At 70.8% G+C, this 12,998-nt stretch carries 10 protein-coding genes; 9 read left to right on the forward strand and 1 reads right to left on the reverse strand.

The genetic code is table 11. The features are described from left to right. Nucleotides 1-192 precede the first annotated feature (192 nt). The 7 genes from AB0B97_RS05160 (at nucleotide 193) to AB0B97_RS05190 (ending at nucleotide 9,115) form a co-directional block, all read left to right on the forward strand. Nucleotides 193-1,563, forward strand: a complete 1,371-nt coding sequence (locus AB0B97_RS05160) for a lectin (RefSeq protein WP_357490791.1) — start codon at nucleotides 193-195, stop codon at nucleotides 1,561-1,563. 431 nt (nucleotides 1,564-1,994) lie between these two features. Then, entirely contained in the window at nucleotides 1,995-4,451 is a 2,457-nt protein-coding gene (locus AB0B97_RS05165) for a ricin-type beta-trefoil lectin domain protein (RefSeq protein ID WP_357490793.1), read from the forward strand. 369 nt (nucleotides 4,452-4,820) lie between these two features. Beyond that, on the forward strand, nucleotides 4,821-5,255 hold the full coding sequence (locus AB0B97_RS05170; protein ID WP_357490795.1) for a YbaB/EbfC family nucleoid-associated protein: 435 nt from the start codon (nucleotides 4,821-4,823) through the stop codon (nucleotides 5,253-5,255). Beyond that, nucleotides 5,239-5,568, forward strand: a complete 330-nt coding sequence (locus tag AB0B97_RS05175; RefSeq protein ID WP_234584290.1) for a hypothetical protein — start codon at nucleotides 5,239-5,241, stop codon at nucleotides 5,566-5,568. Before AB0B97_RS05170 ends, AB0B97_RS05175 begins: the two co-directional genes overlap by 17 nt. Beyond that, a complete protein-coding gene (locus tag AB0B97_RS05180) occupies nucleotides 5,565-7,373 on the forward strand; it encodes a hypothetical protein (protein ID WP_357490798.1) in 1,809 nt (602 codons plus the stop codon). Before AB0B97_RS05175 ends, AB0B97_RS05180 begins: the two co-directional genes overlap by 4 nt. 32 nt (nucleotides 7,374-7,405) lie before the next feature. Continuing rightward, nucleotides 7,406-7,693 carry a hypothetical protein gene (locus AB0B97_RS05185; protein ID WP_234586555.1) on the forward strand — a complete coding sequence of 96 codons (288 nt, stop codon included), beginning with the start codon at nucleotides 7,406-7,408 and terminating at the stop codon, nucleotides 7,691-7,693. Between the two features lie 138 nt (nucleotides 7,694-7,831). Then, the gene (locus tag AB0B97_RS05190) at nucleotides 7,832-9,115 is read left to right on the forward strand and encodes a GAF domain-containing protein (RefSeq protein WP_357490800.1); all 1,284 of its coding nucleotides are present in this window, start codon (nucleotides 7,832-7,834) and stop codon (nucleotides 9,113-9,115) included. 41 nt (nucleotides 9,116-9,156) lie between these two features. Here AB0B97_RS05190 and murQ read toward each other — a convergent pair whose 3' ends face one another. Then, a complete protein-coding gene (murQ, locus tag AB0B97_RS05195) occupies nucleotides 9,157-10,050 on the reverse strand; it encodes an N-acetylmuramic acid 6-phosphate etherase (RefSeq protein WP_234586562.1) in 894 nt (297 codons plus the stop codon). A 188-nt stretch (nucleotides 10,051-10,238) separates the two neighbouring features. Here murQ and AB0B97_RS05200 point away from each other — a divergent pair, with 188 nt between their 5' ends. After that, nucleotides 10,239-11,807, forward strand: a complete 1,569-nt coding sequence (locus AB0B97_RS05200) for a sodium:solute symporter (protein ID WP_357490803.1) — start codon at nucleotides 10,239-10,241, stop codon at nucleotides 11,805-11,807. Nucleotides 11,808-11,818: 11 nt separating this feature from the next. Continuing rightward, a complete protein-coding gene (locus tag AB0B97_RS05205) occupies nucleotides 11,819-12,991 on the forward strand; it encodes an anhydro-N-acetylmuramic acid kinase (protein WP_357490805.1) in 1,173 nt (390 codons plus the stop codon). Nucleotides 12,992-12,998 lie beyond the last annotated feature (7 nt).

Below are 12,998 nucleotides of genomic sequence, written 5' to 3' on the forward strand. Positions count from 1 at the left end.
CGACGACCACCTGGTCCCGCATGGGCGGCGAGGCCAGGGGCGGAAACCTGTGGCGATGAGCCGGCCGTCGTCGTGGGCAGATCGCGTCTTCCACGTTCCTCGACGACGGGCGGAGTCGGCGGGGTGACCGAGGGTGGTCGTCGCGCGCCCCCTGACCTGAATCAGTTCGTGCCGAATGGCGGGAGCCCCCTCATGACAAGACGTAGACCCCTCCTTGGTTCTCTTGCGACGGCCGCGCTCGTCGTCGCGACCGTGGGCGTGGCGGGAATGACCGGTGGCCTGAGCGCCAACGCGTCGACCGCGAACGTCACAGCGGCCGCGGCGACCGCCGGATGCGGCAAGGCGCCCACGTTGACCAGCGGTTCACGGTCCATCCAGAGCAGCGGCCAGAACCGCAGCTTCATCCTGAGGATCCCCGACAACTACGACCGGAACCACCCGTACCGGTTGATCTTCGGATTCCACTGGAACGGCGGCACCGCCAACGACGTCGACGGCGGCGGCTCGGACGGCGCGGCCTGGTCCTACTACGGACTGCGGCAGCAGGCGAACAACAGCACCATCTTCGTGGCCCCGCAGGGCAACGGCAACGGCTGGGCCAACCCCGGCGGCCAGGACGTCACCTTCGTCGACAACATGATCAGCCTGATCGAGGCGGACCTCTGCGTCGACACGACGCAGCTCTTCGCCCTCGGCTTCAGCTACGGCGGAGGCATGAGCTATTCGCTCGCCTGTTCGCGCGCGGGTGTCTTCCGCGCGGTCGCGGTCTACTCCGGCGGGCAGCTCAGCGGGTGCGGCGGCGGCACCCAACCGATCGCGTACATGGGAATCCACGGCATCGGGGACCCGGTGCTCAACATCTCGGCCGGACGGTCCCTGCGGGACACGTTCGTGCGGAACAACGGCTGTACCCCACAGAGTCCGCCCGAGCCGAGAGCGGGCAGCCTGACCCACATCACCACCACCTACTCCGGATGCCGTGCCGGCTATCCCGTGGTGTGGGCCGCCTTCGACGGCGGGCACACCCCCGGCCCGGTGGACGGCGGCGGGGACAGCGGAGCCCGGACCTGGACCAAGGGCGAGGTGTGGCGGTTCTTCACCCAGTTCGGCAGCACCGATCCGACGCCGACCCCGACCGTGTCACCCACCGGCGCTCCGACCACCCCGCCTCCGAGCGGCACGTCGGCCCTGCGCAACACGGCCTCCGGGCGGTGCCTGGATGTCAACGGCGCCTCGCAGGCCAACGGCACGGCGGCGATCATCTGGGACTGCCACGGCCAGAGCAACCAGAGCTGGACCTCGACCGCCGCTCAGGAGCTGCGCGTCTTCGGCGGCAAGTGTCTCGACGTCAACGGCGCCGCCACCGCGAACGGCAGCTCGGTGATCATCTGGGACTGCAACGGCCAGTCGAACCAGCGGTGGCGGCTCAACGCCGACGGCTCGATCACCGGAGTTGGCTCGGGCCGGTGCCTGGACGTGGTCGGCAACGGTACGGCCAACGGCACGCGCATCCAGATCTGGGACTGCAACGGCGGGGCCAACCAGCGATGGAGTCGGAGCTGAACCCGGCGAACACCTCGGGGCGCACCGATCGGGATCGCTGAGCCCACCACGGGGCCGGCTCGGCTGCGGAACCACCCCCGGAGCCCCCCCAGGCGCCCCCCCCCGCCCCGGCGGGGGCGCGGGCGACATAAAAAAAGTTCAGGGGGGCCCGGGGGGCCGCCCCCCCCCCGTCCCCGCCCCGCCCGCCCGGGCCCCGCCCTGCCGGTGCGTGCTCGCGGCATTCATCAAATCTTTCGAGGGCGCCCGGTGATCCCGCCGCCCAAGATCGCGGCATTTGTGGTTGGTCGAACCCGTTGACCGCCGATCCATGCGGTGCCTAACATATGACGTCTAGTTATTAACGATCTTCGATTAACGGCCTTCTGCGGTACGACAGCTCGACACCTGCCGTACGGCTTCTGGGGTCGGAAGCGGTTGGGGAGGCGAGTCAGATGTTCGGTAGAGGGAGTCATCGGCGCAGTACTGGCGAGGGCGGGCCGCGCCGCTGGGCATGGCGAAGCACGCGACCTCCGCGTCGGCTGACCGCTTCGGTGCTGGGAGGGGTGGTCCTGGCGGCAGCCGTGCTCACCGGATTCGCCTCCCCCGCCCAGGCGGCGACCGCCATCACCATCAACGGCGGATCCGGTGGACGGGCGCTCGACGGGATCGGCGCGGTCAGTGGCGGCGGCGGCAACAGCAGGTTGCTGATCGACTACCCCGAGCCTCAGCGCAGTGACATCCTGGACTACCTGTTCAAGCCGGGCCGCGGCGCCGCCATGCAGCTGCTGAAGACGGAGATCGGCGGGGACACCAACTCGACCTCCGGCGCGGAGCCCAGCCACGAGCACACCCGGGGCAACATCAACTGCAACCGGGGCTACGAGTGGTGGCTGATGGAGCAGGCGCGGTCGCGCAACGCCAACATCGCCCTGGCGGGCCTGGCCTGGGGAGCGCCCGGCTGGATCGGGAACGGCAACTTCTGGTCCAACGACTCGATCGACTACCTGGTGGCCTGGCTGGACTGCGCGGCCACCCACGGACTCACCATCAACTACCTCGGCGGGTGGAACGAGAAGGGCTACAACGCCACCTGGTACAAGAACCTGCGCTCGGCCCTCAACTCCCACGGCTACAGCAGCGTTAAGATCGTCGCCTCGGACGACTTCGGGTGGGGCGCCGCCGACGAATCGCTGCGCGACCCGGCGTTCGCCAACGCCGTGCAGGTCTTCGGCAGCCACTACGTCTGCGGCTACCGCAGCGCCCAGACCAGCTGCCCCAGCTCCAGCAACGCGATATCCACCGGCAAGTCGCTCTGGGCCAGCGAGAACGGCTCCGACGACTACAACGCCGGCGCGCAGGCCCTCGCCCGGGGCATCAACCGTGGCTACATCGACGGCAAGATGACCGGCTACATCAACTGGCCCGCCATCGCCGCCATCACGCCCAACATCCCCTGGGCGACCACGGGCGTTGCGGTGGCCCAGCAGCCCTGGTCCGGTGCGTACTCGATCGGCAAGAGCACGTGGGTGATGGCGCAGACCACGCAGTTCACCGCTCCCGGCTGGCGCTACCTCGACGGGTCGACCGGCTACCTCGGCGGTAACCGCAACAACGGCAGTTACGTCTCGCTGAAGTCCACCAACAACAGTGACTACAGCACCATCATCGAGACGATGGACGCCGGCTCCGCGCAGACCCTCGACTTCACCGTCACCGGCGGGTTGTCCACCGGCGCCGTGCACGTCTGGTCGACGAACGTCCGGTCGAACAACACCGCCGACCACTTCGTCAGGGGCAGCGACATCACGCCGAGCGGCGGTCGTTTCTCGCTCACCGTCCAGCCCGGCTACGTCTACAGCATCACCACCACCACCGGGCAGGGTAAGAGCACGGCGACCAGCCCGGCGGCGGGCAACCTGAAGCTGCCGTACAGCGACACCTTCGACAGCTACGCCGTCGGGCGCGAGGCGAAGTACCTGATGGACCAGCAGGGCTCGTTCGAGATCGCCGGCTGCGGGGGCGGTCGCGCAGGCCAGTGCGTACGCCAGATGTCCGAGCAGACGCCGATCTTCTGGACGTCCGGTCAGGCCGAGCCGTACACGCTGTTGGGTGATCTGTCGTGGCGCAACTACACGGTCTCCTCGGACGTGATGCTGGAGAAGTCCGGCTACGCGCAGCTCATCGGACGCGCCAACACGTACAACCACCAGGGGCCGCAGAACCTCAACGGTTACTACTTCCGGGTGACCGACGGTGGCGCGTGGTCCATCCGGAGCAACAACACGAGCGGCAACTGGCGCACGCTGGCCAGCGGGAACACCTCGGCGCTGGGCACCGGACGCTGGCACACCCTGTCGCTGACGCTCAACGGGAGCACCCTCACCGGGGCCATCGACGGCAACACCGTCGGGACGGTCTCCGACTCGACCTGGGTCGCCGGCCAGATCGGGTACGGCACGGGTCAGGGGGTCACCGCCCAGTTCGACAACCTCTCCATCACGCCGGTCGGCAACTCCGGTGAGCCGGGCGCGACCGGGGCGATCCGGGGCGCGGGCTCCAACCGGTGCCTGGACGTCAACGGGGCCAGCCAGGCCGACGGGTCGGTCGTGCAGATCTGGGACTGCAACGGCGGCGCCAACCAGCAGTGGACGCTCACCGCGAGCAACCAGCTGACCGTCTACGGCAACAAGTGCCTCGACGTGCCGGGCACCGCCGCGGGGAGCCGCGCGCGGATCATGTCCTGCAACGGCGGTAGCGGCCAGCAGTGGCGGGTCAACGCCGACGGCACGATCACCGGCGTCGGATCGGGGCTCTGCCTCGACGTCAACGGCGCGGGCACCGCCAACGGCACCGCCGTGCAGATCTGGACCTGCACCGGCGGCAGCAACCAGCAGTGGATTCGTAGCTGACCTGACGCTTACCCGATTCGCGACGGCCGGCCGCTCAACTGAGCGGCCGGCCGCCGTCCGTGCGGGCGGCCGACGTCGCCAGGGATCCCCACGGCTGCGGTGGACGTCAGACCGCCGGGGTCAGGGTCGAGGAAACCCGGGTCGTCCGGGAACCGGGCGCTGATCGTGGTCGCATACATGATCACGGTGACCTCCGGCTTGCCGGAACGGCCTCCGACCACGACCCGGACGCGGAAGCCCCGATCGGCCACCGTCCCCTGACCACAGTCGTCGGCGGACTCCACGTCGGAGGATCAGGGCGTATCGTGTGCTGGCCGCGCCGCACGGGCTCATCCCGGCCGGCCGGCAGCCGTCACACGGGGAGGTCTGATGGCGCAGTTTCTCAGCGGCGACTTCGGCGCGGCGACCGAGCGGTTCGTCGCCTCCTGGTCGGCGGACATCTCCGAGCGGGCCGCCCGGGCGCAGGAGTTGTCGGAGCGGGTCGCGGCGCTGTCGGCGACCGCCGAAGGCGCGGACGGCGCGGTCCAGGTGACCGTCGCCGCGTCCGGCGCCATGACCGACCTTCGACTCGACGACCGGGTGTCGCGGTGGCGGGCGGACGAGATCGCCGCCGAGGTGCTGGCGGTCATGCGCCGGGCGCAGGGGCGGTTGGCCCCGCAGGTCGCGGACGCCGCGGCGGAGACCGTGGGCGCCGACTCCGAGACCGCCCGCGCCGTCGTCGGCAGCTACGAGCGGCGCTTCCCGGAGGTGCCCGAGGAGGAGGACGAGCAGGGGTACGCCGGCTGGGGTGACCGTGGGCGCTGAGGCAGCCGGGTTCGAGGTCACCACTGCGGCGGTGACCGGGCACGCCCGCTCCGTCGACCGGATCGCCGAGGCGATCGGCACCGCGCACGACGCGGGGGCGTACGTGCGGATGGGCGCCGGCGCGTACGGGCATCTGCCCGTCTGCCAGGCGATCCCCTTCCTGTTGGACTTCCTGCAGGGGCCGGCGGTGGAGGCGCTCGCCGCGGCGCAGGAGGCGTTGCACAGCGCGGCCGGGGCGCTCGACGGGACGGTGGACGCCTACCACCAGACGGACGGGACGATCTCCGCTGCCCTCGGGCGGATGCACCGATGAGCACCGACGTGGCGAACCCGCTGATCGCCGCCCGGCAGGACACCACCGCCGCGTACAGCGGCGTCGGCCTCGTCGAGAGCCTGGTGGACCTGCGCCACGGCATCGAGAGCGGGTCCTGGATCGACACGACAATCGGCGGTTTCGGTACGTCGATGGAGGTGCTGGCGACCTGCGTCGACCCGATCGGGTCGATCGTCTCGTGGGGGGTCGCCTGGCTCATCGAGCACGTCAAGCCGCTCTCCGACGCCCTCGACTGGCTGGCCGGCGACCCGGACCAGATCACCGCGTACGCGCAGACGTGGCACAACGTCTCGCGGCAGGTCACCGGTCAGGTCACCGCCCTGTCCGAGGCGGTACGCACCGAGATCGCCACCTGGACGGGCCCCGCGTCCGAGGCGTACCGCCGTTACAGCGACCAGCACGTGCGCCACCTCGCCGGCCTGGCGGACGCCACCGGGCTGATCGGCACCGTCGTCGAGGGCGCGGGCCTGCTGGTGGCGCTGGTCCGGGAGTTGGTCCGGGACCTGATCGCCGACTTCGTCTCGGTCCTCGCCGTCCGGCTGTGGGAGTGGCTCGCCGAGGCCGGGCTGACCCTGGGAGCGGCCACCCCACTGGTCGCGGCGCAGGTCTCCACGCTGGTCGCCAAGTGGGCCGCCAAGGTCGCCGGGCTGCTCACGGCGCTGGCCCGCAGCGTCAGCCGGCTCCGGCCGATCCTGTCCAAGCTCGGCGAACTGCTCGACACCCTGCGTACGGCGCTGCGCGGTCTGCGGCGTACCCCGGGCGGGTCGAGTCCTTCCGACATGCCGGCTCCCGGCCCGGGCGCGCGGGGTTACACCGATCCCGCGGGCGGGGGTGGGCAGGCGCCGCCGTGGGCCTGGCAGGACGGGCCCGGGCCGGCCGGTGCGGGCCACGGGCCGGGACCGGCCGGCGGCGGCCCGGCGCACGGCGGCCCGCCCGGGCCGGCCGGAGGGCCACCGCACGACGCCGGGCCACCGCACGACGGCGGTACGGCGCACGGCGCCGACGATCCACCGGACACCGACGGGTCCGACGCGGCGGAGCCCGGGTCCACAGCCGATCCGCTGGTGCCCGATCATGCGAGCGAGGCCGAGTTGCGGCTGCTCGGCAGGGAGGTGCACAGCATGACCGAGCTCGACCCCGGTGGGCACGTCAACGACGCGTACGACGTGACGTTCACCGACGGCACGCACGGTGTCTACAAGCCGAATGTGCCGGAGAACGAGTTCGTCCAGGTGCGCTCCACCATCCCGGAGAATCAACTGGCCGCCCGGGAGGTCGCCGCCTCGCGCCTGGACGAGGATCTGGGCTTCGGCCTGGTGCCCACGACGGCACGGTGGGACGGTCCGCACGGGGCCGGGTCGATGCAGGAGTTCGTGGAGAACGCGAGCCCTGGTCGTCCCGCCAGCGACTATCCCGTCGCGGAGCGCGAGCGGATGGCGGTGCTCGACTACGTCAGCGGCAACACCGACCGGCACATGGGTAACTACCTGACCGGCCCGGACGGCCGCCTGGTCGCCATCGATCACGGCTACTCGTTCCCGGAGTCGAACGGCGAGTCGCTGCGGTCGGACTTCGTTGCGCAGCAGATGAACCAGCCGCTCAGTCCGGACACGATGGCCCGGATCCAGGCCACCGACCCGGCCGTGCTGGCCGACCGGCTGCGCGGCACCGGCCTGAGCGAGCAGGCGCTGTCCGGTGCGATGGACCGTTTCAACGAGATCCGCAGCCGAGGCACGATCACGGGCGAGGCGTGGAACGCGTTCCGTCCGCCGAGCCCGTGGTGAGCGAAGGAGCCGTGGTGAACCAGGAGGCAGGCATGACCGAGCAGGCAGGCATGACCGAGCAGGCGGCGACTCGCGTGGCGCTGTACACGTTCGCCCAGCACACGAACCGGCGGGTGGCCGAGTTCCGTTGGCAGCCGGGCCAGGCGGTGTCGCTGACCATCCTCGACCCCGAGTGGGGTGCGCTCGCACAGGACTTCTACGACAACGGTGTGCCGGTCGGCGCGGAGCGGGTGCCGCCGGAGGCCGGCCCCGACTTCATGCGCGCCCTGCTGCAACGCTTCCGGATGAGCTACTACAAATTCGTGGACGAGAGCGGCTGAGCCGCCACCGCCCCGGTACGACAGCCATCGGTACGCTGCACGGCGGCGTCGCGGTCTCCCCCGTACTCTGGCGACGGTCAGCGGGCGGCGAACCATGAGCCATCCGACGAAGTCGTACGTGAGAGGGGCGACCACGGCATGACGGCGGTATCGGACCAGCGGTCGACTGCGGTGAGTGCCGGGGAGTCGGCCGAGGAGGACCTGCGGGCGCTGTTCGGGCAGTCCATCGCCGTTTTCGCGTCGCTCGTGGGGCCCACGCACGTGGTGGAGACGGCGAACCCGGCGTTCTTCGCCACCATCGGTGAGGATCGGGCGCGTACCGGGGTCCCGCTCTCCGAACTGATGCCGGAGTTGGCCGGTCAGGGTTTCGTCGCCCTGCTGGACGAGGTCTACCGCACGGGTGAGCCCTACACCGGTCGGGACGCCCGGATCGTGCTGGGGACCGGCCCGCAGGCGCGGGAGGTGTTCTTCGACTTCACCTACGAGCCCCGCCGTGACGCCAGTGGCACCGTGACGGGGATCCGCGTGATCGGTGTGGAGACCACACAGGTCAAGCACGCCCAGCGGCTCATGGTCGAGCACCGCGCCATGCTGGAGCAGATCGCCCGCCAGGCGCCTTTGGCCGAGGTGCTCGACGGGATGGCCCGCTGCATCGAGAATCTGGCGCCGGAGCAGGTGCTCGTCTCCGTGCTGCTCGCCGATCCGGACGGCCGGCACCTGCGTCACGGCGCGGCACCGAGCCTGCCCGAGTTCTACAACCAGGCCATCGACGGGATCGCCACCGGCGAGGGTGTCGGCTCGTGCGGCACCGCCGCGCACCGGCGCGAACCGGTGATCGTCACCGACATCGCCACCGACCCGTTCTGGGACGACTTCCGCGACCTGGCCGAGCGGGCCGGGCTCGCCGCCTGCTGGTCGATGCCGGTCCTGGCCCGCGACGGCAGCCTGTTGGGCACCTTCGCCATGTACCACCGCACCCCGCGCGTCCCGCAGGACACCGACCTCGCCCTGGCCCGGGTCTTCGCCGACACCGCGGCCCTGGCCATCGAACGCCACCACGTCGAGCAGGCGAAGGTCGCCGCCGAAGCCCGCGCCAAGGCCGCGCACGAGGAGCTGGCCAAGGCGGTACGCGCCGAGCGGCAGCTGCGCGCCGAGGCAGAGCAGCGCGCCGCCGCGGCGGCGGAACTCGCCGACCGGATGCGCGCCGCGGCGGCCGCACAGGCCGCCCGACCGCATCCCGAGCACTGCCAGCTCGGCGGCGCCCAGGGGTGCGCCGCACCGGCGAAGGTCAAGATCGCCGACTCGTGGGGTGATGCGGCGTGGGGCTGTGAGTCCCACGTCGAGGAGGCCATCCTCAACGTGCGGTCGGTGTTCATCGCGAGCGAGGAGCTCGGCGGCCTGGCCGCCTACGTCAACCGCTGACTTACCGGAGCACCGCAGCGTCGACTGGCGACGCCTTGTGGTCAGGCCGCGACGGCCGCCCGGACGTCGTCGTCGGCGGCGCGCAGCCGGGCGGCGGCCTCCTCGGCGGTGCAGTGGGCCAGCAGCAGCACGATTGCCGTCTTGGCGTGCCCGTGCGCCGCCGCGAGCGCCCGCTCGGCCGTGTCGAGGTCGGTGTCGGCGGCCTCGGCGACGATCCGGCGTGCCCGGTCGACGAGCTTGGCGTTGGTGGCGTTCATGTCCACCATGAGGTTGCCGTAGACCTTGCCGAGCCGGGCCATCGCGGCGGTCGAGAGCATGTTGCAGACGAGCTTCTCGGCGGTGCCGGCCTTGAGTCGGGTGGAGCCGGTGAGCACCTCGGGGCCGGTCGGCACCTCGATGGCGACGTCGGCGTGCCGGCTGATCACGGCGTCGGTGTTGCAGGCCACGGAGACGGTCGCCGCGCCGCGCGCGCGGGCGTGATCCAACCCGCCGACCACGTACGGGGTACGGCCGCTGGCGGCGAGCCCGACCACCGTGTCGCGGGCGGTCAGGCCTACCGCGTCGAGGTCGGCGACGGCGCGGTTCGGGTCGTCCTCGGCGCCCTCGACGGCGACGCCGAAGGCTCGTGCCCCGCCGGCGAGCAGACCGACGACCCGGTCGGGCGTCGTACCGAAGGTGGGTGGGATCTCGACGGCGTCGAGCATGCCGATCCGGCCGCTGGTGCCCGCGCCGACGTAGATCAGCCGTCCGCCCTGGCGGAGCGAGGCCACGATGACGTCGACGGCGGCGGCGATGTCCGGCACGGCCCGACGAACGGCGTCCGCGACCGAGCGGTCCTCGTCGTTCATCGCGAGAAGCAACTCGGTGGGAGACATCCGGTCGAGGTCGCTGGTCTTGTCGTTGCGGGTCTCGGTGCCGAGGGTGCTGAGGTCCATCAGGTGTTCGTTCCTCTCGCTGATGTTCAGCCGCCGAGCGCCGACGGGCGCGTCCTGCTGGGCCGACGCGCCCTCTATCAGCAGGCTGAAACCACAGCGTAACCAGCCCGGACGGGCGCTGGCAAAAAGTTTCGCGTTACTGTGGGCCAACGTCACTTATTGACAACCCGCTGCGTGGGGAGTGAACCGTGCGCCAACTCGACCTTGTCGTGATCGTGCTGTACCTCGTGGTGATCGCCTTCGTCGGTCTACGCCTGTCCGGCAAGCAGAAATCCGCCAAGGACTACTTCGTGGGCGAGGGCCGCCTGCCGTGGTGGACCGTCTCGTTCTCCGTGGTGGCCACCGAGACCAGCGTCCTGACCGTGATCAGCGTGCCCGGTGGCGCCTACAGCGGTCAGGGGTTCGGCAACGTCGAGCTGGCCCTGGGTTACGTCATCGGTCGCGTGGTCGTGGCCACGGTGCTCATCCCGCTCTACAAACGGGGTGGGTTCGTCAGCGCCTACCAGTACCTCGGTGAGCGGTTTGGCCTGAAACTTCAGGGTCTGGCGTCGGTCACGTTCGTCTTCACCCGCCTGCTCGCCGAGGGCGTACGCCTGTTCGCCTCGGCCATCCCCATCAAGCTGCTCCTCGACGAGTTCGGCCTGCACGTCGGCTACCAGGCCATCATCGTGGTCCTCACGCTCATCACCGTGGTCTACACCTACCTCGGTGGCATCAAGGCGGTCATCTGGACCGACGCCATCCAGATGGGGTTGTACCTGGGCGGAGCCATCCTGGCCATCGCGGTGCTCAGCCACGCCGTCGGCTTCGACGGCTACTCGCAGGCGCTGGACGCCGGCAAGTTCCAGCTCTTCGACACCAACTTCGCCCTCGCGCACGTGCTCACCAGCCCGTTCGCCCTGCCCACCGCCATCATCGGTGGTGCGATCTTCGCGATGGCCAGCCACGGCTCGGACCAGCTGATCGTCCAGCGCATCCTGTCCACCCGCACGCTGCGCGACGGGCAGAAGGCGATGATCTCCTCGGGCGTCTTCGTGGTCATCCAGTTCGCCGCGTTCTCCCTGGTCGGCGCACTGCTGTGGTCGTACAACAAGGGTCAGACGTTCAAGGAACTCGGTCTGGCCAGCAGCGACAACCTCTACCCGAGCTTCATCCTGCACGCCCTGCCGGTCGGCATCTCGGGCCTGCTGGTGGCCGGCATCCTCGGCGCCGCGATGGGTTCGCTGTCGTCGGCGCTGAACTCGATGTCGAACTCCACGGTCGCCGACTTCATCCACAGCTTCTTCCGCAAGGTCCCGTCCGACGACGCGATGCTCCGGCTCGCCCGGGTGATGACACTGGTCTGGGCCGTGTTGATGGCGGTCTTCGCCTGCGCGTTCAGCTCCAGCACCGGAAACGTCTACCTGACCGGTCTGACCATCGCCGGCTACACCTACGGCGCGCTGCTCGGTGCGTTCCTGCTCGGCCGCCTGGTCAAGCGGGCCAACCAGGTCGACGCGTTCATCGCCTTCCTCGTCACCGTGGCGGTGATGACCTACATCGTCCGCTTCGTCAAGATCGACGTGACGACGGCCGGCACCACCACCGCCACCGCCATCGCCGCGCAGTGGCTGGTGCCGATCGGCGTCCTGATCACCCTGGTCGTCGGCGCGGTGTCGAGCCGGTTCCACCCGGCCCCGGAGACGCCGTACGACCATGGACGGCGCGACGACGACATCGACGACGACGCCGCGGCGACGCCCGCCGGCCGGGCGTGAAGGAGGACGCGATGCGCGTGATCGGCCTGATGTCCGGAACCTCCTACGACGGCATCGAAGCCGCCGCAGCCGAGTTCGACAGGAGCGGCGACACCCTGCGGATGCGACCGCTGGGCCGGCTCAGCCACCCGTACCCCGAGTGGTTGCGCGCCCGGATCGCCGCGGCCCTGCCACCCGCGGCGACCACCACCGAGGCGATCTGCGTGCTGGACACCGGCATCGGTCAGACCTTCGCCGAGGCGGGCGTGCGGGCGGTCGCGGAACTGTGCGATGGTCACGCCGACCTGGTCGTCTCGCACGGCCAGACGATGCACCACTGGGTCGAGGCGGGTACGGTCCGCGGCACCCTCCAGCTGGGTCAGCCGGCCTGGATCGCGGAGGCCACCGGCCTTCCGGTCGTGGCCGACCTGCGCAGCCGCGACGTCGCCGCCGGTGGCCAGGGCGCTCCCCTGGTCGCCCTGTTCGACGCGTTGCTGCTGCGGGGCCTGCCCGGCGTCCCCGCCGCACTCAACCTGGGCGGCATCGCCAACATCACAGTCGTCGCGCCGGACGCGGATCCCCTCGCGTTCGACACCGGGCCGGCCAACGCGCTCCTCGACGCCGCCGTCCGCCACTTCAGCGGCGGCACCGAGGAGTACGACCGGGACGGGCGCGGCGCGGCAGCCGGGCAGGTGAACCCGGACCTGCTGCGGCGGCTGCTCGACGAGCCGTACTACCGGCAGGCCGGCCCGAAGAGCACCGGCAAGGAGCTGTTCCACCTGCCGTACCTGCTCGCCGCCCTCGCCGACGCCCCCACGCCGGAGCCGAACGACGTGCTTGCCACGCTCACCCGGCTGACGGCGGTCACGGTGGCCGACGCCTGCCGGACGCACGGCGTCACCCGGCTCGTCGTCTCCGGCGGCGGGGCACACAACCCGACCCTGATGGGCCTGCTCGTCGACGAGCTGCCCGACGTCGACCTGACGTCGAGCGACGAGGTCGGTGTCGCCTCGGACGCCAAGGAGGCGCTGGCCTTCGCGCTGCTGGGCTACCTGACCGTGCACGGGCTGCCGGGTGCCCTGCCCTCGGGCACCGGCGCGCGGCACGCCTCGGTGCTCGGCAGCATCACCCCCGGCCGCCAACCGCTGCGGCTGCCGGCGCCTGTCGACACCGCACCCGAGCGGATGCTGATCATCGCCGACTGACCACCTT

This window comes from Micromonospora sp. NPDC049004 (assembly GCF_040649315.1).
Lineage (GTDB): Bacteria > Actinomycetota > Actinomycetes > Mycobacteriales > Micromonosporaceae > Micromonospora.